The sequence below is a fragment of the Actinomycetospora chibensis genome (assembly GCF_028737215.1).
Classification (GTDB): Bacteria; Actinomycetota; Actinomycetes; order Mycobacteriales; family Pseudonocardiaceae; genus Actinomycetospora; species Actinomycetospora chibensis.
On sequence record NZ_JAQZAM010000005.1, the window covers coordinates 1 to 20,363 of the forward strand.

At 74.8% G+C, this 20,363-nt stretch carries 23 protein-coding genes; 13 read left to right on the forward strand and 10 right to left on the reverse strand.

All coding sequences use genetic code 11. The annotated features are described in order from the left end of the window. Positions 1-62: 62 nt before the first annotated feature. From mihF to PH189_RS08650, 5 genes are all read right to left on the reverse strand, one after another. Positions 63-374 carry an integration host factor, actinobacterial type gene (gene mihF / locus PH189_RS08630; protein WP_274188370.1) on the reverse strand — a complete coding sequence of 104 codons (312 nt, stop codon included), beginning with the start codon at positions 372-374 and terminating at the stop codon, positions 63-65. Between the two features lie 299 nt (positions 375-673). After that, on the reverse strand, positions 674-1,315 hold the full coding sequence (locus tag PH189_RS08635) for a class I SAM-dependent methyltransferase (RefSeq protein WP_274188371.1): 642 nt from the start codon (positions 1,313-1,315) through the stop codon (positions 674-676). Further along, positions 1,305-2,231, reverse strand: coding sequence for a lysophospholipid acyltransferase family protein (locus tag PH189_RS08640; RefSeq protein ID WP_274188372.1), 927 nt, complete (start codon positions 2,229-2,231; stop codon positions 1,305-1,307). Before PH189_RS08640 ends, PH189_RS08635 begins: the two co-directional genes overlap by 11 nt. Further along, positions 2,228-3,139, reverse strand: coding sequence for a GNAT family N-acetyltransferase (locus tag PH189_RS08645; protein ID WP_274188373.1), 912 nt, complete (start codon positions 3,137-3,139; stop codon positions 2,228-2,230). Before PH189_RS08645 ends, PH189_RS08640 begins: the two co-directional genes overlap by 4 nt. A gap of 106 nt (positions 3,140-3,245) precedes the next feature. Continuing rightward, positions 3,246-4,403: a glycosyltransferase family 4 protein gene (locus PH189_RS08650; RefSeq protein WP_274188374.1), complete on the reverse strand. Its 1,158-nt coding sequence runs from the start codon at positions 4,401-4,403 to the stop codon at positions 3,246-3,248. 357 nt (positions 4,404-4,760) lie between these two features. Here PH189_RS08650 and PH189_RS08655 point away from each other — a divergent pair, with 357 nt between their 5' ends. The 3 genes from PH189_RS08655 (at position 4,761) to PH189_RS08665 (ending at position 8,034) form a co-directional block, all read left to right on the forward strand. Next, a complete protein-coding gene (locus PH189_RS08655; protein WP_274188375.1) occupies positions 4,761-5,597 on the forward strand; it encodes an SAM-dependent methyltransferase in 837 nt (278 codons plus the stop codon). A gap of 286 nt (positions 5,598-5,883) precedes the next feature. Further along, positions 5,884-6,264, forward strand: coding sequence for a transglycosylase family protein (locus PH189_RS08660; RefSeq protein ID WP_274188376.1), 381 nt, complete (start codon positions 5,884-5,886; stop codon positions 6,262-6,264). A 126-nt stretch (positions 6,265-6,390) separates the two neighbouring features. Continuing rightward, positions 6,391-8,034: an FAD-binding dehydrogenase gene (locus tag PH189_RS08665; protein ID WP_274188377.1), complete on the forward strand. Its 1,644-nt coding sequence runs from the start codon at positions 6,391-6,393 to the stop codon at positions 8,032-8,034. Positions 8,035-8,098: 64 nt separating this feature from the next. Here PH189_RS08665 and PH189_RS08670 read toward each other — a convergent pair whose 3' ends face one another. Continuing rightward, positions 8,099-8,545, reverse strand: coding sequence for a hypothetical protein (locus PH189_RS08670; protein ID WP_274188378.1), 447 nt, complete (start codon positions 8,543-8,545; stop codon positions 8,099-8,101). 79 nt (positions 8,546-8,624) lie between these two features. Between PH189_RS08670 and PH189_RS08675 the strand changes: the two genes are divergently transcribed. Next, positions 8,625-9,617 (forward strand): aldo/keto reductase, encoded by a 993-nt coding sequence (locus tag PH189_RS08675; RefSeq protein ID WP_274188379.1) that lies wholly within the window; start codon positions 8,625-8,627, stop codon positions 9,615-9,617. A 34-nt stretch (positions 9,618-9,651) separates the two neighbouring features. On the opposite strand, the gene PH189_RS08680 is transcribed toward PH189_RS08675, so the two are convergent. Both PH189_RS08680 and PH189_RS08685 read right to left on the reverse strand, forming a co-directional pair. After that, positions 9,652-10,728 carry an alpha/beta hydrolase gene (locus PH189_RS08680; protein WP_274188380.1) on the reverse strand — a complete coding sequence of 359 codons (1,077 nt, stop codon included), beginning with the start codon at positions 10,726-10,728 and terminating at the stop codon, positions 9,652-9,654. Between the two features lie 74 nt (positions 10,729-10,802). Continuing rightward, positions 10,803-11,081 carry a DUF3253 domain-containing protein gene (locus PH189_RS08685; RefSeq protein ID WP_274188381.1) on the reverse strand — a complete coding sequence of 93 codons (279 nt, stop codon included), beginning with the start codon at positions 11,079-11,081 and terminating at the stop codon, positions 10,803-10,805. Positions 11,082-11,163: 82 nt separating this feature from the next. Here PH189_RS08685 and PH189_RS08690 point away from each other — a divergent pair, with 82 nt between their 5' ends. Beyond that, on the forward strand, positions 11,164-11,598 hold the full coding sequence (locus PH189_RS08690) for an SRPBCC family protein (protein ID WP_274188382.1): 435 nt from the start codon (positions 11,164-11,166) through the stop codon (positions 11,596-11,598). A 22-nt stretch (positions 11,599-11,620) separates the two neighbouring features. Here the strand turns inward: PH189_RS08690 and PH189_RS08695 are convergent, their stop codons facing one another. Together PH189_RS08695 and PH189_RS08700 are read right to left on the reverse strand one after the other, a co-directional pair. After that, complete coding sequence (locus PH189_RS08695; protein ID WP_274188383.1) at positions 11,621-12,817, reverse strand: CaiB/BaiF CoA transferase family protein; 1,197 nt, start codon at positions 12,815-12,817, stop codon at positions 11,621-11,623. Beyond that, positions 12,814-13,308, reverse strand: coding sequence for a flavin reductase family protein (locus PH189_RS08700; RefSeq protein ID WP_274188384.1), 495 nt, complete (start codon positions 13,306-13,308; stop codon positions 12,814-12,816). Before PH189_RS08700 ends, PH189_RS08695 begins: the two co-directional genes overlap by 4 nt. 233 nt (positions 13,309-13,541) lie before the next feature. Here PH189_RS08700 and PH189_RS08705 point away from each other — a divergent pair, with 233 nt between their 5' ends. From PH189_RS08705 to PH189_RS08740, 8 genes are all read left to right on the forward strand, one after another. After that, on the forward strand, positions 13,542-14,732 hold the full coding sequence (locus tag PH189_RS08705) for an FAD-dependent monooxygenase (RefSeq protein WP_274188385.1): 1,191 nt from the start codon (positions 13,542-13,544) through the stop codon (positions 14,730-14,732). Continuing rightward, complete coding sequence (locus PH189_RS08710; RefSeq protein WP_274188386.1) at positions 14,729-15,601, forward strand: dioxygenase family protein; 873 nt, start codon at positions 14,729-14,731, stop codon at positions 15,599-15,601. Before PH189_RS08705 ends, PH189_RS08710 begins: the two co-directional genes overlap by 4 nt. Before the next feature lie 15 nt (positions 15,602-15,616). Then, positions 15,617-16,567 carry a LysR family transcriptional regulator gene (locus PH189_RS08715; protein WP_274188387.1) on the forward strand — a complete coding sequence of 317 codons (951 nt, stop codon included), beginning with the start codon at positions 15,617-15,619 and terminating at the stop codon, positions 16,565-16,567. 13 nt (positions 16,568-16,580) lie between these two features. After that, entirely contained in the window at positions 16,581-17,681 is a 1,101-nt protein-coding gene (locus tag PH189_RS08720; RefSeq protein WP_274188388.1) for a mandelate racemase/muconate lactonizing enzyme family protein, read from the forward strand. 79 nt (positions 17,682-17,760) lie between these two features. Next, positions 17,761-18,042: a muconolactone Delta-isomerase gene (catC, locus tag PH189_RS08725; protein WP_274188389.1), complete on the forward strand. Its 282-nt coding sequence runs from the start codon at positions 17,761-17,763 to the stop codon at positions 18,040-18,042. A gap of 68 nt (positions 18,043-18,110) precedes the next feature. Next, the gene (gene pcaD, locus PH189_RS08730) at positions 18,111-18,875 is read left to right on the forward strand and encodes a 3-oxoadipate enol-lactonase (protein WP_274188390.1); all 765 of its coding nucleotides are present in this window, start codon (positions 18,111-18,113) and stop codon (positions 18,873-18,875) included. Positions 18,876-18,892: 17 nt separating this feature from the next. Continuing rightward, positions 18,893-19,696 carry a CoA transferase subunit A gene (locus tag PH189_RS08735; protein WP_274188699.1) on the forward strand — a complete coding sequence of 268 codons (804 nt, stop codon included), beginning with the start codon at positions 18,893-18,895 and terminating at the stop codon, positions 19,694-19,696. Continuing rightward, the gene (locus PH189_RS08740) at positions 19,693-20,355 is read left to right on the forward strand and encodes a CoA transferase subunit B (protein WP_274188391.1); all 663 of its coding nucleotides are present in this window, start codon (positions 19,693-19,695) and stop codon (positions 20,353-20,355) included. Before PH189_RS08735 ends, PH189_RS08740 begins: the two co-directional genes overlap by 4 nt. Positions 20,356-20,363: the final 8 nt, after the last annotated feature.

A 20,363-nucleotide genomic window follows, 5' to 3' on the forward strand; every position in this document is an offset into this window, starting at 1 on the left:
CGGTGGTCCGGATTCCCGGACCACCGGCCGCCCCGGTGTCGTTCGTGTCTGGCTCGCGTGCTCTAGCCGAGCGCGCTGACCAGCGCCTCACGCTGACGGGATCCGAGGCCGGCGACGCGCCGGTCCTCGGGGATGCCGGCCTGCTCGAGCACGGCGGACGCCTTGGCCGGGCCGTAGCCCGGGAGCGCCCGCACGAGCTGCGAGACCTTGGTCTTGCCGGCGATCGGGTCGCTCTTGCCGCGGTCGAGCACCGCGGGAATCGTCTCGTCGCCGCTCTTGATGCCGGCGAGGAGGGCGGAGCGGGCCTGGCGGGCCTCGCGCGACTTGGCCTGGGCGGCCTCGCGCTGCTCGGGGGTCAACGTCGGGAGGGCCATCGCGGTGTCTCCCCTCTCTGTGGTGCGTGTCGTCACGGGGGACCCGCAACGTCGGTCGGACCGGTCGCACCGACGGTCACACGGACGGTCGGTCGGCACCGCGCGCCACGCCGCGGCCTCGCCGCGAACCGGTCGCCCGGGCCGATGGTTGCGGGACGGTACACCAACCTCGCGGGCGTCCCGTCCCTGACCTGGGCGGATCGTCACGCGCCGGTCGCCGGGAGCCGCGTGCGAACCCCCGGTGAGCGGTATCCTCACCCTCTCGCGTCCCTCTGACGCTCAGCGTCACCGCGGGGATCTCATCGCCGCGGACCGGACGCCCGGTGGACGACGGCCGGGGGCAGGTTGCGCCACACCACCGACGAGGTCTCCACCTGCTCGAAGCACTCGCCGAGCTCCGCGCGCAGGGCGCGCGCCGGCGCGGCCCAGGACGTCGCGCAGTAGGCGAACTGCACCAGGACGCCGTCGTCGGTCAGCGCGCGGGCCACCCCGGGCACCAGCGAGTCCTCGCGCCCCGGTCGCGTCGCCGACCAGCCGAGGCCGCTGACCACCACGTCGGCCCCGGTGATACCGCGCAGGGCGAGCAGGGCGGGCAGCTCCGCGACGTCGGCGGGCACGACCTCGACGTGGGCGAAGCGCTCGGCGAGACGGTGCGCGAGCACCGGGTTGATCTCCACCGCGAGCTGGCGTCCCCGTCCCGCGAGGCGGCGGGCGAGCAGGCCGGTGAACGCCCCGCTGCCCGCGCCGAGCTCGACCACGACCGGCGACGGGCGGGCGCTGCGCAGGGCCGCGTCGGCCATCGCCCGGGCGAGCGCGGTGCTGCTCGGCCACACCGACGCCGTGGCCACCGGGGCGCGCACGAACTGCGCGGCGAACACCGCCCGGTCGGCCAGCGAGGCCTCGCGCGGGGCCTCGCCGGGGACGGGCGGGTCAGGCGGCATGCTCGAGCTCCGGGCGTCGAACGGGCTCCGGACCCCGGCGCGTGGCGGCGGCATGGCCCCCGACGTCGGCGGGCAGCGCCGCGGTGATCGCCGCGGCCGCGGCCCGGGCGAGGGCGCGTCGGGCGTCGGCGCGGGCGGGACCGGTCGGGACCGCCCGGGTGTCGAGGGCCGGGCGGACGTCGACATCGACGACGAGGTCGCGGGCGGCGAGGACCCGCAGCAACGACGACGCGAGGGTGTCGTCGCCCACGAAGGCGGCCGTGGCATCGACGGGCTCCTCGCCCCGGCGCCGGTACCGCACGGCCACCGGCACCACGGGCGCGCCGGCGTCGTGGGCGGCCTGGAAGGCGGCCGGGCGGAAGGGACCGAGGTCGCGGCCGCAGCGGGTCGTGCCCTCGGCGAACACGCCGACGGTGGCGCCGGCGCGCAGCGCCGCGGCCAGGCCGGCGACGGCGTCGGGCAGGGTCCGCAGGCGATCGCGGTCGAGGAAGACCGTCCCAGCGCTGGCCGCCAGGACGCCGAGCAGCGGCCACCGGCGGACCTCGCGCTTGGCGAGCATCCGGACCGGGGCCACGGCGTGCAGGGCCATGACGTCGAGCCAGGAGACGTGGTTGGCGACGACGAGCGCCCCGGGTGGCGCCATCGGGCCGCGGCGCCGCACGCGGACCCCGCACGCGGCGAGGACCGCACCCGTCCAGCGGGTCTGCAGCCGCCCCAGTGCCGCCGGCCCGAGCAGGGGGAGCACGACGGCCACGGCGAGGCCGGCGAGCAGCACGGCCACGAGCGCGACGGAGCGGACGGTCAGCCGGGCGAGGCGACGGGCGCGGCGCCCGCCCCGCAGGACCTCGGGGACCGGTAGGCAGCCCGGGTCGCAGGGCGAGGTGGGGGCGTAGGGGTGGACCCGCCCGCCCGTCACACGCCCTCCCCGAACAGGTAGCGCCGCCACCGCGGGTCGATCGCGGGCTGGTCGAGCAGGATGAACAGGTCGGCGACCCCGAAGTCCGGGTCCAGCGCCGGCGGACCGCCGATCTCGGCGCCGAGGCGCAGGTAGCCGCGCAGCAGGGGCGGGAGCGCGGCACGGGCGGCGCGTCCGGCGCCGGGCGCCTCCGGGTCGTACGGCCCGACCGGGGCCTCGCGCCACGGGCGCACCCGTCGCGGGGCCGGGGCCAGGTGGCGCGACGCGACCATCGACCACACCCCGCCGGGCAGGGCGCCCTGCGGGGTCAACGGGACGCTCGCGCAACCGACGACCCAGCGCCGGCCGGTGAGCATCATGTAGCGCCCGATCCCCGACCACACCAGCGAGAGCACGACGCCGTGGCGGTGGTCGGGGTGCACGCAGGAGCGGCCGACCTCGACGGTCTCGGGGCGCAGGGGGTCGAGGGCGGAGAGGTCGAACTCGGTGTCGGAGTAGAGGCCGCCGGCCGCCCGGGCGCCCTCGGGGGTGAGCATCCGGTAGGTCCCGACGATCGCACCGGTCGCGTCCTCGCGGACCACGAGGTGGTCGCAGTGATCGTCGAACGCGTCGGCGTCGCGGCCCTCGGCGGCGGCCGCCACGGCCACCGGGTCGGTGGTGGACGGGCGCGCCCCCTGCTCGCCGGCGAACACGGCGTGGCGCAGCCGCTGGGCGGCGAGGACGTGGTCGGGATCGCGGGTCAGCAGCAGGCTGTAGCGCCCGGCCGCCTCGGCGGGGGCGACCTCCCCGCGGTCGACCGCCGGCGCGGGGCCGGTGGGCGGAAGGGTGGACGTGGCGACGGGACCGTGCCCGTCGTGGCTCTCGGGGGCGGGTCCGGTCGACCGCGCCAGCATCTGGGAAGTGGCCATGGAGCGGTGTCTACGGGCCGAGATCGCCCGGGGGCCCACCCCGGCGTGACGGTCGGGTGTGATGCGGATGAACTCGGTGCTCCGCCGAATGCCGACGGCCGCCCGATCAGGCCGCGCGGGGCGTCTCCGGGGTGCGCGGCAGGGGGGCGTCGCCGTGCAGCACGGCCGCGTAGTGCCCCAGCAGCTCGTCGCAGACCGAGGGCCAGGTCCGGTCGGCCACGGCCGCACGGCCCGCGGCGCCGACGGCCCGCCGGGCGCCCGGGTCGTCGCGCCAGGCGGCGATCCGCCCGGCGATCTCCGCCCCGGCCGTCGCCGACGTGGGGTCGTAGAGCCAGCCGGTGCGTCCCGGCGCCACGAGGTCGGCGACCCCGCCCGCGTCCGGCGCGAGCACCGGCAGGCCCGAGGCCTGGGCCTCCTGCACGGCCTGGCAGAAGGTCTCGTGCGGGCCGGTGTGCACGAAGGCGTCGAACGAGGCGTACGCACGGGCCAGGTCGGTGCCGCCGCGGAAGCCGAGGAAGTGCGCGGTGGGCAGCAGCTCGCCCAGGCGCCCGCGCGCGGGTCCGTCGCCGACGACGACGACGCGCACCCCGGGCAGGCCCTCGAGGGCCGCCAGCCGCTCGACCTGCTTCTCCGCGGCGAGCCGGCCGACGTAGCCGACGAGCATCTCGCCGTGCGGGGCGAGCTCGGCGCGCAGGTCCTCGTCCCGGCGTCCCGGGTGGAAGCGCGCGGTGTCGACGCCGCGTCCCCAGCGGTGCACGCGCGGCACGCCGTGGTCGCGCAGCGCGTCCACCGCCCACCGCGACGGCGCCAGGGTGCGTGCGGCCCCGCTGTGCAGACGGCGGATCCAGCGCCAGGCCGCCCGTGCGGTCAGCCCGACCCCGTACGACGAGGCGAAGCCGGCGACGTCGGTCTGGTAGACGGCGACGGCCGGCACGTCCAGGCGGCGGGCGACGGTCAGCGCCCGCGCGCCCAGCACGAACGGCGAGGCGAGGTGCACGACGTCGGGGCGGTACTCCGCGAGCGCGGCCCGCACGGCCGGGGTCGGCACGCCCACGGGCAGCGAGTCGACGACGGGGAGGTCCACGGCGGGCACGCGGACGACGGGGACGTCGGGGGCACCGGGCACCTCGTCGGGGCCGGCGCCCGGGGCGATGACCATCGCGCCGTGCCCGCGGCGCCGGAGGTGGGCGACCACCTGGAGCACGGAGTTGGTGACGCCGTTGACGGCGGGGAGGAACGACTCGGTCACGACGGCGACGCGCACGAGCGCACCGTTCCCGGCCCGGGAGCCCCGTCGGTCGACGACGACGTGTCGCCCGTCCTAACACCGACCCAACACTGAGCCCGGCCGTCGGGGCGCCCGTTGTGGGCGGGATCCCTGAAAGTCACCCACCGTCAGCAACAGGCCGGACGATGCGGAACAGGCGGCGTGTCACCCCTGCTCGCTCCGGCGTGGCGACCACGGAGGGTCGAGATCCTGTCCGGCACTGGGATGGTCGGGGGAACCGCGCGTATTGACAGGCGTCGCCGACTGTCGGCTACTGGACATCTCCGGCGGGCATCGGGCGGCCGCCGGCCCGTCCGTACTGCCCGGACGGGGGCCGAGCCGGGAGGGAGGACCGTGGTCGTCGACCCCTTCCCGCGCCGCCTGACCAGGTCGGTCCCCGCGGTCCCGGACGTCGACCGCCCGAGCTCGGCCCGCGTCTACGACTTCATGCTCGGCGGGACGTCCCACGGGGCCGTCGACCGCCGCCTCGGTCGGGAGATGATCGACGCCGTCCCGCTCGTGATCCCGATCGCGCGCGAGAACCGGTCGTTCCTCCGCAGAGTCGTCACCTACCTCGTGCACGCGGGCATCGACCAGTTCCTCGACCTCGGCTCGGGAATCCCGACCATGGGCAGCACCCACGAGGTCGCCCGTCGCGTCGATCCCGAGGTGCGCGTCGCCTACGTCGACGTCGACCTGGTGGCTGTCGCCCACGGTGAGCTGCTGCTCGGGAACGAGAAGGGCGTGTCGGTCTCCTGGGCCGACCTGACCCGCCCCGAGACCGTGCTCGAGGCCCCCGGCGTCACCGACCTGCTCGACCTGTCGCGGCCGGTCGGGGTCCTGATGTTCTCGGTGCTCCAGCACGTGCCCGACGCCCAGGACCCCGTCGGGGTGGTCGCCCGCTACGTGTCCCAGGTCGTGCCCGGGAGCGCGCTGGCGGTCTCCCACCTCTCCGGGGACGACCCCCGCGTCGACGTGGACGCGCTGCAGACGCTCAGCGGCGCCTACCCGCGTGGCGAGGTCACCCCCCGGTCGGGGGCCGAGCTCGCGGCCATGGTCGAGGGGGTCGACCTCGTCGACCCCGGACTCGTCTACGCGGCGCAGTGGCGACCGGAGCCCCGCCGCTCCGGCCAGCCCGAGGGCGAGCTCTGCTGCGGGCACCGCGCGGCGGTCGGGTTCGTGCCGGGCTGAGGGATCCGTAGCGGGACCCGCCAAACACGGTTCAGCCCGATGCCGTCACGGCTCGACGCACCGTTCGGAGCAACGCTTGACGGCTACTACTAGGCCGTTCGCCGTCCGACGCGGCATGTCGACCATTCACCGCGACGCAGCGCGAGCTGGCGGTCACGGCTCGTCACAAAAGGTCTCGGTTCGGTTACGGTCCCTGCCGCGTCGTCCCGCTCCCCAGCACCACCCCGGCCGACGTACGGGTCACCTCTCAGGTCCCGTCCCGCCCTTCGATGAACCGGAGCCCCCGATGTCTGGTCGCCACGCCGCCCCGTCCGCCTCCCGCCCCCTGCTCAAGGTCGGGGTCGTCGCCGCCGCCGCGGTCACCGGTCCGCTGGCGATCACCGGCACGGCCATGGCGGCACCGTCGGTCTCGCCCGAGTCGAACGCGACCTGGGACCGCCTCGCCATGTGCGAGAGCACCCAGAACTGGGAGGCCGACACCGGCAACGGCTTCAAGGGCGGCCTGCAGTTCACCGACTCGACCTGGAGCGAGTTCGGCGGCGAGCGCTTCGCCTCCTCGCCCGACGAGGCCTCCCGCGAGGAGCAGATCCGCGTGGCCAAGAAGGTCCAGGACGAGCAGGGCTGGAACGCCTGGCCGACCTGCTCGGAGAAGCTCGGCCTGCAGTAGGACCTGTCAGCCCGGGGGTCATGCTGACGTTCGACGTCAGGAAATCCCCCAGCTCGACCAGGCCAGGCGCCACGAAGGGCAGCGGAGCTGCCGCGCCGAAGGCCGCGCGCTGACACGATGTCCGGCATGTCCGACGCCGACGTCATCGTCGTCGGGGCCGGCCTGGCCGGTCTCGTCGCCACCGCCGAGCTCGCCGACGCAGGACGCCGGGTGATCCTGCTCGACCAGGAGCCCGAGGCGTCGCTCGGCGGGCAGGCGTGGTGGTCGTTCGGCGGGCTGTTCCTCGTCGACAGCCCCGAGCAGCGCCGCCTGCGCGTGCGCGACTCGTTCGACCTCGCCTGGTCCGACTGGACCTCCAGTGCCGGCTTCGACCGCCCCGACGAGGACCGCTGGGGCCGCGAGTGGGCCCGCGCCTATGTCGAATGGGCCGCCGGCGAGAAGCGCCCGTGGCTCCACGCGATGGGGGTGCGCTTCTTCCCCGTCGTCGGGTGGGCCGAGCGCGGCGGGGCCTCGGCCACCGGCCACGGCAACTCGGTCCCCCGCTTCCACATCGTCTGGGGCACCGGTCCCGGCATCCTCGAGCCGTTCCTGCGCCGCGTGCAGCAGGCCGTCGACGACGGTCGGGTGACGATCCGCTTCCGTCACCGCGTCGACGCGCTCGACGTGACGGCCGGCGCGGTGACCGGCGTGTCCGGTTCGGTCCTCGAGCCCTCCGACGTCGCCCGCGGCGAGTCGAGCTCGCGCACGGCGGTCGACACGTTCAGCCTCGGCGCACCCAGCGTCGTCGTCACCTCCGGCGGCATCGGCGGGAACCACGACGCCGTCCGCGCGGCCTGGCCGGAGCGCCTCGGCCCGCCGCCACAGGACATGATCTCCGGCGTCCCGGCCCACGTCGACGGCCGCATGATCGGCATCAGCGAGGACGCCGGTGGGCGCGTCGTCAACCGCGACCGGATGTGGCACTACACCGAGGGGATCGTCAACCACTCCCCCGTGTGGCCGCTGCACGGCATCCGGATCCTGCCCGGGCCCTCGTCACTGTGGTTCGACGCGGAGGGCCACCGGCTGCCCGCGCCGCTGTGGCCCGGCTTCGACACGCTCGCGACGCTCGGGCACATCCGGCGCACCGGGCACGACCACACGTGGTTCGTGCTCACCCAGCGGATCCTCGAGAAGGAGTTCGCCCTCTCCGGCTCCGAGCAGAACCCCGACTTCACCGGCCGCGACATTCGCCTGACGCTGCAGCGCGTCCGCCCCGGGCCCACCGAGCCGGTCGCGGCGTTCCAGCGCTCCGGGGAGGACTTCGTGCAGGCCGACGACCTGGCCACCCTCGTCGACCGCATGAACGCCCTCACCCCGACGCCGCTGCTGGACGCGGCGAACGTCGAGCGCGAGGTCCTCGCCCGCGACGCCGAGCTCGCGAACCCGTACGGCAAGGACGGCCAGCTCGCCGCCGTCCGCAACGCGCGCGCCTACCTCGGCGACCGCCTCGTCCGCACCGCCCCGCCGCACCGGATCCTCGATCCCGCGGCCGGGCCGCTCGTCGCGGTCAAGCTGCACATCCTGACGCGCAAGACGCTCGGCGGGCTGTGGACCGACCTCGACGGCCGTGTGCTGCGCGCCGACGGGTCCCCGCTGCCGGGGCTGTACGCGGCGGGCGAGGCCGCGGGCTTCGGCGGCGGCGGGGTGCACGGCTACCGGTCGCTCGAGGGGACGTTCCTCGGCGGCTGCCTGTTCTCGGGGCGTCAGGTGGGACGCGCGCTGGCCTGAGCGCGCCTCATGATCGACGCGGCTTTCCTGGCGTTCAGTGTCAGCGTGGACGCAGGGCCGGCACTCAGCGAGTGAGCCGCCGGCGGCGCTGGAGCAGCAGCATCGCCGCGACGATCACGAGCAGCACCGCCGCGCCGCCCAGGACGCGCAGGGTGGTGGCGCCCGAGCCGGTGTCGGCGACAGTGAGGGTCGCCTGCAGCGGGCGTCCTCCACAGGTCGCGGTGACGGTGACGGGGCCCGGGGCCGCGTCGGCGGCGACGGTCAGGGTCGAGGACACCGACCAGGGCTGGTGGCCCTCGGGGTCGCGCTGCCACGGGCCGCCCGTCACGCCGGGCCCGCCGGCCGGGGTCGTCGCCTCCTCCTCGCAACCCATCTGCGCGGCGACGGTGGCGCCGGGCGCGACCGGGGTGCCGTCGCCGATCACCAGGCCGGGGTCGGCCAGCGCCGTCCCGGCCCCCAGCGACAGGAGGGCCACCACCAGCATCGTCAGCACCAGGCGCACACCGGTCACCGTGCCACCCGCAGCGCGTCCGGTGGGTCTGCGTCACCGCACACGTTCAGGGCACCGTGGCCCGGGGCAGCCAGCTCCCATGGAGCATCGCACTCTCGGCAGTCAGGGCCTGCGCGTGTCCGCGCTGGGCCTGGGCTGCATGGGCATGACCTTCGCCTACGGCGGCCAGGACGACACCGAGTCGCGCGCGACCATCGAGCGCGCGCTCGAGCTGGGCGTCACCTTCCTCGACACCGCCGACATGTACGGCCCGCACACGAACGAGGAGCTCCTCGGTTCGGTGCTCGCGGGACGGCGTGACGAGGTCACCCTCGCCACCAAGTTCGGCAACGAGATCGGCGCCGACGGCAGGGGCACCGGGCGCGTCAACGGCCGTCCCGACTACCTGCGCGGCCAGATCGACGGCTCCCTGCGACGCCTCGGCACCGACCACGTGGACCTCTACTACCAGCACCGCGTCGACCCCGGCGTGCCGATCGAGGAGACCTGGGGCGCGCTCGGCGAGCTCGTCGACGCCGGCAAGGTGCGCTACCTCGGCATCTCCGAGGCGGCGCCGGAGACCATCCGCCGTGCGCACGCCACCGCCCCGGTCAGCGCGGTGCAGACCGAGTACTCGCTGTTCACCCGGGACGTCGAGGACGACGGGGTCCTCGCGACGTGCCGCGAGCTGGGCATCGGCTTCGTGCCGTACAGCCCGATCGGCCGCGGCTTCCTCTCCGGCACGATCCGCTCGACCGACGACCTCCCCGAGGGCGACTGGCGACGCAACTCGCCCCGCTTCCAGGGCGAGGCGCTGGCGGCGAACCTGCGGGTGCTCGACGAGGTGAACGCGCTGGCCGAGCGCAAGGGCGTCTCACCGACCCAGCTCGCGCTCGCGTGGGTGCTGGCCCAGGGTGACGACATCGTCCCGATCCCCGGCACCAAGCGACGCCGCTACCTCGAGGAGAACGCGGGCGCGGTGGACGTCCGGCTCTCCGCCGAGGAGCTCGCGGCCATCGAGGAGGTCGCCCCGGTGGGCGTCGCGTCCGGCGAGCGCTATCCCGCCGCCGCGATGACGATGCTGCGCCGCTGACCTGCACGTGGGCACCTTCCGGGGCGGACAGTGCTCACAAGGAGTCGGCCAGGCGCTCCCGCGTCGTCGTCAGCGCCAGGCCCGCGCGCAGGGCGGAGGCGGCGTCGAGGACGGCGTCGCGGGCGGTCGGGACGATGCCCGCGAAGCCCGCGTAGCCGTGCACGAGGCCCGGGAACCGGCGGGCCACCACGGGCACGCCCGCCACGCGCAGCGCCCCGGCGAGCTCCTCGCCCTCGTCGCGCAGCGGGTCGAAGCCGGCCGTCGCGACGTAGCAGGGCGGCATGATCGCGAGGTCGCCCACCTCGAGCAGCCCGGTCGGCCGGACCGGCTCGATCCCGTCGGGCAGGTAGTAGCGCTCGAACACCTCGATGTCGACGGTCCGCAGCCCGAACCCCTCGGCGAAGGTCTCCCGGGAGCCGCCCTGACGTCCCGCGTCGGTGACCGGGTAGAGCGCGAGCACGAACGACGCCGTCTCGTGGTCGCGGCGGGCGAGCTGGTGCGCCGCGGTCAGGGCGAGGTTCGCACCGGCCGAGTCGCCGCCGACCGCGACGGTCGTCGCGCGGAACTCGTCGCGGTGGGTGAGCACGTGGTGCAGCGCCGACGCCGCGTCGGCCAGGCCCGCCGGAAACGGGTGCTCGGGGGCGAGCCGGTACTCCACCGACAGCACCCGCACGCCCGCCTGGTGCGCCAGCGCCCGGCACAGCGGCGCGCTCGAGGCGATGCTGCCCAGGGCGAAACCGCCGCCGTGGAAGTGCACGAGCAGGCCTCCCGGGGCGTCGCCCACCTCGGCCGGCTCGTAGAGGCACGCCGCGACGGCACCCGGCACGTCCCGGCCGGGGCCCGCGGGGACGGGGACGGTGGTCGGGCGGGCCGCCACCCCGGAGGTCGTGGCCACGGACAGGGCCGCCGCCTCGTCGGTCGCGCGGCGCTGGTCGACCAGCGAGGGCTCCTCGCCCCGGGCGAGCAGTCCGAGCAGGCGCAGCACGACCTGCACGTCGAGGTCGAGGGTCTGGCCGTCACGGGTGATCTCGGGGCCGGCCAGCCGCCTCTTGAGGGGACGGGGGAGCGCGAGGAGGGCGGCCAGGACGCGCCGCAGCACACGGAACACCACGCGGGGATCCTAGGGGCGGGCGACGATCACGTCTGGTCCGTGGCCCGAGATGGGGGATTTCCTGACGGTGGGTGTCAGCCTGGTCCCCAGGCTGACGCGCCGCCGCCCGCCCGACGCAGCCGCACCGGCCCTCGGGCCGTGGCCGGGTCGACGACGATGCCACGCTGGGTCATCTCGACCGTCCCCTCGTCGACCAGCCGGGCGGCGGCGGCGCGGGCGTCGGGCATGAGGTCGCGCCACGACTCCGGGGCGACACGCCTCGCGGCCTCCGACGGGCAGATGGTCGCACCGTCGGTCCGCTGGCCGAGCAGCCCCACGATCGCATCGGCGAGAGCCCGCTCGGTGTCAGCCACGCCACCGGATACCCACCCGCACGGGCGGGTACCGGGCAGTGGACGCGCGATGGCACCCTGCTCCGTCGCCGGAAGGAGTGTCGTGAGCGCACCGGTGACGAGGACCGTGGAGATCGCCGCGCCCGTGCCCCGGGTGATCGAGGTGATCTCCGATCTGGAGAACACCGATCGCTGGGCCAACGAGGCGAAGCAGGCGAAGGTCCAGGAGCACGACGAGCAGGGCCGGCCGACCACGATCGCGGTGACCCTCGGCGCGCTGACCTTCACGACGACGGCCACCTACACCGTGGCCTACACCGACTCGTCGGTGACGCTGACCTGCGTCGACGCCAAGCTGATCCGCGAGAGCACGATCGCCTACACCGCGAGCGACGCCGGCGACGGGAACACCCACCTCGAGATGGCCTCGACGATGGAGGTCACCGTCAAGGGCGTCCCGCGCTGGGGCCTGGAGCGCGCGATGGGCTCGAGCGCCGAGAAGAACCTGCAGTCGATCAAGAAGGACGCGGAAGGCTAGATCGCGCCGAAGAGACCGCATGTCAGATCGTCTTCTCGTCGGCGAGCGCCGCGATCTCGTCCCCCGACAGCCCCAGCTCGCCGAAGACCTCGGCGTTGTGGTGCCCGGGCACCGGCGGGCCCGCCCAGCGCACCGCCCCCGGGGTGGCCGAGAACGTCGGCACGACGCCGGGCCCCAGCACGTCCTCGTCGAACCGCTCGTCGTGGTGCTCGACGAGCATCCCGCGCGCCCGGAACTGCGGGTCGGCGACGACCTCGGCCGCGGTGTTGATCGGCCCGCAGATCACGCCGGCCTCGTCGAGGATGCGCCGCACCTCGGACGCGGGCAGCGAGCCCACCCACGCGCCGACGATCTCGTCGAGCTCGTCCTGGTGCACGCCGCGGGCGCGGTGGTCGGCGTAGCGGGGGTCCTCCGCGAGCTCCGGGCGTCCCATCGCGCCGCAGAGCCGCCGGAACACCGTGTCCTGGTTGGCCGCGACCACGAGCCACAGCCCGTCGCCGGTCCTGTAGACGTTGGACGGCGCGATCCCGTCGAGCCGCGTGCCGCCGGGCTGGCGGACGCGCCCGAGCTTGTCGTACTCCGGGATCACCGACTCGAGCACCGACAGGCACGCCTCGGTGAGCGCGACGTCGACGACCTGGCCCTCGCCGGTCACCGACTTGCGGTGCAGCGCGGCGAGGACGCCCTGGACGGCGACCATCCCCGCCAGCGAGTCACCCAGCGAGATCGCCATCCGCGGCGGCGCCTCCCCCGGGTAGCCGTTGATGTACCGCAGGCCCGAGAGCGCCTCGGCCACCGACGCGTAGCCGGCCTTGTCCGCGTACGGCCCGGTCTGCCCGTAGCCCGACACCCGCGCGAGCACGAGCCCCGGGTTCACCGCGGACAGCCGGTCCCAGCCGAGGTTCCAGCGCTCGAGGGTGCCGGGACGGAAGTTCTCGACGACGACGTCGGCACCCTCGACGAGGCGCAGGAAGAGCTCCTGGCCCCGCTCGGCGCGCAGGTCGAGGGTGATGCAGCGCTTGTTGCGGGCGTGGACGGTCCACCACAGCCGGTGGCCCCGGTAGGACTCCTGGCCCCAGTCGCGCATGGGGTCCTGGCCGCCCGGCGGCTCGATCTTGACGACGTCGGCGCCGTAGTCGGCGAGCAGCCGCCCCGCGAACGGGCCGGCGACGATCGTGCCGAGCTCGAGGACCCGGACGTCGTCGAGCGGTCCGCTCACTCGCCCGCCCCGACGGGGCTGGTGCGGGCGTAGCCGCCGCGGTGGAACACCAGCGGCGGGCTCCCGGGCGCGCCGAGGTCGTGCACCGCGCCGACGACGATGAGGTGGTCGCCGCCGTCGTGCACGGCGTGCAGGGTGCAGTCGATCCAGGCGGTCGCCCCGCCGAGGATCGGCGAGCCCAGGCGGGAGGCGCTCCACTCGACACCCGCGAACTTGTCGCCGCCCGAGACGGCGAAGGTCGTCGAGAGCTCCTCCTGCTCCTCCGAGAGCACGTTGACGACGAACCGGCCCGTCGCCTCGATCTTCGGCCAGCTCGACGACGAGCGGCCCGGCAGCACGAGCACCAGCGGCGGATCGAGCGAGAGCGAGGAGAACGACTGACACGTGAAGCCTGCCGGCCCGTCCGGGGTCGTGCCGGTGACGATGGTGACGCCGCTGGGGAAGTGCCCCAGCACCTGGCGCATCGTCGAGGAGTCCGTGCCCTCGCTCATGTCCTGCCCTCCCGATCGGTGCCGCGCTGCGGACGACGCCGACGACGGTATTGCTCCCGCGAGGGGGCGGCACATCGTCCGTGGCCTCGCTCTCTCCCCGACGCCCCGTCGACCAGCCGCCGATTCAGACGCAGAGTCGCTCAATCGATCTGCATTTGCCCCTTTCTCGTCCAGGATGGCTCATGTCACGCTCGACAGCAGACGTTCGGAGCGGAGCGGAGGTGAAGCACGACATGACTCGCGTCGTCGTCGTAGGAGCCGGGATCGGCGGCCTCACCCTCGGCATCGCCCTGGCGCGTGCGGGGATGGAGGTCGACCTCTACGAGCAGGCCGACGAGCTGCGCGAGGTGGGCGCGGCCGTCGCGCTGTCGGCCAACGGCACCCGCGAGCTCTACCGGCTCGGCGTCGGGGAGGCCCTCGACGCGGTCTCCACCGAGCCCACCGAGCTGATCTACCGCGACGGGCGCAGCGGCGCGCGGATCGCCGCGCACCCGGGCGCCGACGCCTACCGTGGGCGCTTCGGTGCGCCCTACTGGGGCGTGCACCGCGTCGACCTTCAGCAGACGCTCGCCGGCGCGTTCACGGCGGCGGCGGGCGAGGAGCGCCTGCACCTCGGGCGGGCCGTGACGGCCGTCGACGCCGCGGCCGGCAACCTGACCCTCGACGATGGCGTGGCAGTGACCGGCGACGTCGTCGTCGGCGCCGACGGCGTGCACTCGACGGTGCGCGACGCCGTCACCGGACCCGGCTCGGGGCCCGTCTACTCGGGCACCAGCGCCTTCCGCGGCCTCGTGCCCGTCGACGCGCTGCCGAGCCTGCCCGACCCGCACGCGATCCAGTTCTGGGCCGGCGACGGCGCGCACCTCCTGCACTACGCGCTCGGCCGCGACGACGACACCGTCAACTTCTTCGCCGTGCTCTGCGGCCCGGCCACCTGGGAGGGCGGCAACCGCCCGGCCGCGGAGAACGAGCTGCTCGACGGCTTCGCCGGCTGGCACCCCGCGGTGCGCGAGATGCTCGGCGCGGTGCCGCAGAGCCCGCGCTGGCCCCTGCTCTCCCAGCCGCCACTGACGCGCTGGACGCGTGGTCGGGCCGTCCTGATCGGCGACGCCGTCCACGCGATGCTGCCCCACCACGGGCAGGGCGCGAACCAGTCGATCGAGGACGCGGTGACGCTGGCCCAGCTGCTCGTGCGCCGCGATCCCGCCGACGCCCTGGCCGCCTATCCCCGGCTCCGGCGGGCCCGCACCCGCGCGGTCGCCGCGAGCGCCTGGGAGACCGGCACCCTGCTCCACCTCGCCGACGACCACCCGCGGATCGCCGAGCGCGACAAGCGCTTCGCCGGCTATGCGGCCGACAACGCCTGGGTCCACGACCACGACGTCGCCGACCCGTCCACCACCACCCTGAAGAGGACGCGATGACCACCACCTCCGACCAGTCGGTCTCCGACGCCGTCACCGCCGGCGCCCACGCCACCGAGATCGCCCGCTCCGGCGCGTCGAACCTGCGCGGCGCCGCGGGCGGCGGCGCCGACCCCGCCCGTGTCTCCGCCGTCGTCGGCGCCGCCCTCGAGGGCATCCGCGCCGCCATCCGCGACCACAAGGTCACCTACGAGGAGTTCGACGCCTTCAAGCAGTGGCTGATCGCGGTCTCCGACACCGGCGAGTGGCCGCTGTTCCTCGACGTCTACCTCGAGTTCGAGGTCGAGAAGGTCGCCGCCGCCACCCAGCAGGGCTCGATCGGCACCATCCTCGGCCCGTTCTGGCTCGACGGGCAGGCCCAGCTCGACTCGCCCGCCACGCTGCCGATGCGCGACGACGAGCCCGGCACCCCGATGATCCTCGCGGGCCAGGTCATCGCCACCGACGGCACACCGCTGGCCGGCGCCACGGTCGACATCTGGCACACCGACGCCGACGGCTGGTACTCCGGGTTCGCCTCCAAGCCCCCGGCCGGGAACCTGCGCGGCGTCGTGCGCTGCGACGACCAGGGCCGCTACGAGATCCACACCCGCAAGCCCGCCCCGTACACGATCCCCCTCGACGGGCCCACCGGGCAGATGACCCAGGCCGCCGGCTGGAGCCCGTGGCGCCCCGCCCACATCCACCTGCTCGTCAGCGCGCCCGGGCACCGCACCCTGACCAGCCAGCTCTTCTTCACCGGCGACCCCTACCTGGGCAACGACGTCGCCTCGGCCGACAAGCCCGAGCTCACCCTCGACCCCCAGCCCACCGGCAACGGTGACCAGGTGCGTTCCGACCGCGACTTCGTGCTGGAGCCGGAAGCCTGAGAGGAGGACCGACGGATGGAGACGCGCCAGCTGCGCTACTTCGTGGCGGTCGCCGAGACCCGGCACTTCGGGCGGGCGGCCGAGGCGCTGCGCATCGCCCAGTCGCCGCTGTCCCAGGCGATCCGGCAGCTGGAGTCGCAGCTCGGTGCGCCGCTGTTCGAGCGCACGACCCGCCGGGTGGACCTCACCCCCGCCGGTGAGGCCCTGCTGCCCGAGGCCGTGCGCATCCTCGCCTCGCTCGACGCGGCCCGCGACCAGGTGGGCCGCGTCGCGGCGGGGGCCCTCGGACGGCTACGGGTCGGGGCGACGGGCCTCGCGACGTACCGGCACGTCCCCGACCTGGTCCGGCGGCTGACCGCCGAGCTGCCCGGCCTCGCGCTGACGTTCACCACCGACATGCTCACCCCGGGCCTGGAGACGGCCCTGGCGGAGCACCGCATCGACCTCGCGGTCCTACGCCCGCCCGTGTCCGACCCCGCGCTCGACCACCACCTGCTCGCCCGCGAGCACCTGGTCCTCGCCGTGCCGTCGGGGCACCGGCTCGCGGGGAGCGAGGGACGCCCCGCCTGCGTGGGGGGCAGCGAGGGACGCCCTCGCTCCCCGCGTCGCGTGCCGCTCGCCGACCTCGCCGACGACGACTTCGTCGTCTACGCACCGCCGGGGTCCGTGGTCGGCGAGGCGGCGGCGCGCGCGTGCCGGGCCGCAGGGTTCACGCCCCGGCACACCCACGAGGCCGACCAGACCTCGATCGTGCTCGCGCTCGTGGCCGCCGGCGTGGGCGTGGCCCTGCTCCCGTCGTCGGTGCTCGCCGTCGCCGTCGAGGGCGTGCGGTACGTCGAGCTCGAGGACCCCGACCCCGTGACCACCGACGTCGCCCTCGCCTGGCGGCGCGACGACCCGCAGCCCGCCCTCGCCCGGGCGCTCGCCGTCCTGTGCCGTACCGACCCGCACCGGGAGACAGCGTGAGGATCCACCCCACATGAAGATCACCACCGTCGAGGCGATCCCCCTCGCCATCCCCTACCGGCGTCCCTTCACCTTCGCCAGCGGGAAGGTCACCGCGGCCGACCACGTCCTCGTGCGGATCACCACCGACGACGGGCTCGTCGGGCACGGCGAGGCGCCGCCGCGCCCCTACACCTACGGCGAGACCGCGGCGTCGATCGTCGCCGCGGTGCGCGACCTGTTCAGCCCCGTGCTCGTCGGCGCCGATCCCTTCGCCCGCGAGCGCATCCGCGCCGACCTGGCCCGCACCGTCGCCAACAACGCCGCCCGCGGCGCGATCGACGTCGCGCTCTGGGACCTCGTCGGCCAGGCGTGCGGCCAGCCCGTGCACGTGCTGCTCGGGCACGCCGCCGACGACGTCCGCGTCGCCCACATGATCGGGCTCGGGACGCCGGCGGAGATGGTCGCCGACGCCGTCGAGATGAGCGACGAGTACGGCGTCGACGCGTTCAAGGTCAAGGTCGGCCGGGACCTCGGCCACGACCTCGTCGCGGTGCGGGAGCTGCGCCGCGAGCTCGGCGACGCGGTCGAGCTCTACGCCGACGCGAACCGGGGCTGGGACGCCGACACCGCCATCGTGGCCGCCCGCCGGCTCGACGACCTCGCAGTGACCATGCTCGAGGAGCCCAACCCCGCCGACGACGTCCTCGGCCGGCGCCGGATCGTGCGCGAGAGCCCGATCCCGATCGTCGGCGACGAATCGACGATCACCCTGGGCGGCGTCGCCCGCTCGCTGCTCGACGGCGACTCCCAGTCCATCAGCGTCAAGGTCGCGCGCACGGGGTTCACCGACTCCGCCAAGATCGTGGGGCTGTGCGAGGGCCTCGGCGTCACCACGATGGTCGGCAACCAGATCGACGGCATGCTCGGCAGCGTCGCCTCCACCGCGCTCGGCTGCGGCCTGCGGGCCCTCGCCCACCACCCGGTCGAGGTCACGAACCACCTGCTCATGACCGACGACGTCATCGCCGAACCTCCGGTGATCGCCGAAGGCCGCGCCGCCGCACGCCAGGCCCCCGGGCTCGGTGTCACGATCGACCCCGACAAGCTCGCGCACTACCGCGTCGACCGGTAGGCACCTCACGGTGCAAGCCGTGCGGCCTCGCTTGCACCCAGCGCCAGGACATCCGCATCCTCGATCCCCTGGAGACCCCGTGCAGTTCCTCGTCCGCATGGACGTCCGCCTCCCCCACGACATACCCGCCGAGGTCGCCGACGACCTCCGCGCCCGGGAGCGCGAGCGGGCCCACGAGATCCAGCGCTCCGGCAAGTGGCCCGAGCTGTGGCGGGTCGTCGGGCGCTACGCGAACGTCAGCCGCTTCGACGTCGACTCGGGCGACGAGCTCCACCAGCTGCTCTCGAGCCTGCCGCTCTTCCCGTACATGGACGTCGAGGTGACGGCGCTGACCGTGCACCCGTCGAAGCTGGAGTCCTGAATGACCCGACTCCTGATGAACGGAAGCGCGCGGTTCACCGGCCACGGCCACCGGGCACGGTGGGGGACGTGAAGCTGCACCACGTCCTCGAGGGTCCCGACGACGGTCCGCCGCTGGTCCTGCTCTGCTCGCTCGGCAGCACGGCCGAGATGTGGGCGCCCCAGCGCCGCGAGCTGGCCGACGAGTACCGGGTGATCACACTCGACACCCGCGGCCACGGCGGCTCGCCGGTGCCCGACGGCCCGTACCGCGTCGAGGACCTCGCCCGCGACGTCCTCGAGACCCTCGACGACCGGGGCGTCGAGCGCGCCGCGTTCGCCGGCGTCTCCCTGGGCGGGGCGATCGCCCAGTGGATCGGCCGCTACGCCCCGGAGCGCGCGAGCACACTCGCCCTGCTCTGCACGTCCGCCCGCTTCGGCGACCCCGACCCCTGGGTCGAGCGCGCCGCCACGGTGCGCGACGGCGGGACGCAGGCCGTCGCCGACGCCGTCGTCGCGCGCTGGTTCACCGACGACTTCGCCCGGGCGCAGCCCGACACCGTCGCCCGCATGCGCGACCTCATCGCGTCCACCCCGGCCGAGGGCTACGCCGGGTGCTGCGAGGCGATCTCCGTGTGGGACGTCGTCGACGAGCTCGGCGCCATCGCCGTCCCGACGCTCGTGGTCAGCGGTGTCGACGACCCGGCCACACCGCCGGAGCACCAGCAGCTGCTCGCCGACGGCATCCCCGGCGCGCGCCTCGAGTCCGTCACCGGCGCGGCGCACCTGGCGTCGTTCCAGCGCCCCGAGATCGTGACGCCGCTGCTGCGCGAGCACGCGAAGGGAGCACTGTGAGCACCTCGGGGAGGACGATCGACAAGACCGTGGCCACGGCCGACGAGGCCGTGGCCGACGTGCACGACGGCGCCTCGCTGGCGGTCGGCGGGTTCGGCCTGTCCGGGGTGCCGATCGTGCTCATCGACGCGCTGTCGCGGACCTCGGTGAGCGGGCTGCACGTCGCGTCGAACAACTGCGGCACCGACGGCTGGGGCCTGGGCATCCTGCTCGAGCAGCACCGGATCGCGCGGGTCGTGGCGTCCTACATCGGCGAGAACAAGGAGTTCGGCCGCCAGTACCTGGCCGGTGAGCTGGAGGTCGAGCTGACCCCGCAGGGCACGCTGGCCGAACGGCTGCGCGCCGCCGGCTCGGGCGTGCCGGCGTTCTACACCCCGGCCGGGGTCGGCACCTGGGTCGCCGACGGGGCGATGCCCTGGCGCTACGCCGCCGACGGGTCGGTGGCGGTGTCGTCGCCGCCGAAGGAGGTCCGGGAGTTCGAGGTGGCCCAGGCCGACGGCACGACCGAGAGGACCCCCTTCGTCCTCGAACGCTCGCTGGTCTGCGACTTCGGCCTGGTGCGCGCGGCGAAGGGCGACCGGCACGGCAACCTGGTGTTCCACCGCTCCGCGCGCAACTTCAACCCGCTCGCCGCGATGGCCGGGCGCACGACGATCGCCGAGGTCGAGGAGCTCGTCGAGCCCGGGGAGATCGACCCCGACGACGTCCACGTGCCTGGCATCTTCGTCCACCGCGTCGTGGAGCTGACCGCCGAGCAGGTCGCCAACAAGCACATCGAGAAGCGAACGCTGCGTCCGACTTCTGGGAAGGAGAACACGTGAGTCTCACCCGCGACCAGATGGCCGCCCGCGCGGCGCGCGAGCTCACCCACGGCGCCTACGTGAACCTCGGCATCGGGCTGCCCACCCTGATCCCCAACTACATGCCCGACGACGTCGACGTCTTCCTGCACTCGGAGAACGGGCTGCTCGGCGTGGGCCCGTACCCGACCGAGGACGAGGTCGACCCCGACCTCATCAACGCGGGCAAGGAGACGGTGACCGTCAGCCCCGGCGGCTCGTTCTTCGACTCCGCACTGTCGTTCGGGATGATCCGCGGCGGCAAGGTCGACATCGCGGTCCTCGGGGCCATGCAGGTCGCGGTCAACGGCGACATCGCCAACTGGGCCGTGCCCGGCGCGATGGTCAAGGGCATGGGCGGCGCGATGGACCTCGTCCACGGCGCCCGCCGGGTGCTCGTGGTGATGGAGCACGTCACCAAGAAGGGCGCGCCCAAGCTCGTCGAGACCTGCGCGCTGCCCCTGACCGGCCGCGGCGTCGTCTCCCGCATCATCACCGACCTCGCCGTCGTCGACGTGACGCCGAACGGCTTCGTCCTGCGTGAGCTCGCCCCCGGCGTCACCACCGACGAGGTCCGCGAGCAGACCGGCGCGCCCCTCGCCGACGCCGACGACCTCGCGGAGATGCCCGTCCCCGCCTGACGCCTGTT

Coding starts and splice junctions, on each gene's coding strand:
- PH189_RS08710 (WP_274188386.1), top strand. CDS start 14,729: ATGACCACCACCTCCGACCAGTCGGTCTCCGACGCCGTCACCGCCGGC.
- PH189_RS08720 (WP_274188388.1), top strand. CDS start 16,581: ATGAAGATCACCACCGTCGAGGCGATCCCCCTCGCCATCCCCTACCGG.
- PH189_RS08705 (WP_274188385.1), top strand. CDS start 13,542: ATGACTCGCGTCGTCGTCGTAGGAGCCGGGATCGGCGGCCTCACCCTC.
- PH189_RS08665 (WP_274188377.1), top strand. CDS start 6,391: ATGTCCGACGCCGACGTCATCGTCGTCGGGGCCGGCCTGGCCGGTCTC.
- PH189_RS08700 (WP_274188384.1), bottom strand. CDS start 13,308: ATGAGCGAGGGCACGGACTCCTCGACGATGCGCCAGGTGCTGGGGCAC.
- PH189_RS08645 (WP_274188373.1), bottom strand. CDS start 3,139: ATGGCCACTTCCCAGATGCTGGCGCGGTCGACCGGACCCGCCCCCGAG.
- PH189_RS08660 (WP_274188376.1), top strand. CDS start 5,884: ATGTCTGGTCGCCACGCCGCCCCGTCCGCCTCCCGCCCCCTGCTCAAG.
- PH189_RS08635 (WP_274188371.1), bottom strand. CDS start 1,315: ATGCCGCCTGACCCGCCCGTCCCCGGCGAGGCCCCGCGCGAGGCCTCG.
- PH189_RS08675 (WP_274188379.1), top strand. CDS start 8,625: ATGGAGCATCGCACTCTCGGCAGTCAGGGCCTGCGCGTGTCCGCGCTG.
- PH189_RS08715 (WP_274188387.1), top strand. CDS start 15,617: ATGGAGACGCGCCAGCTGCGCTACTTCGTGGCGGTCGCCGAGACCCGG.
- mihF (WP_274188370.1), bottom strand. CDS start 374: ATGGCCCTCCCGACGTTGACCCCCGAGCAGCGCGAGGCCGCCCAGGCC.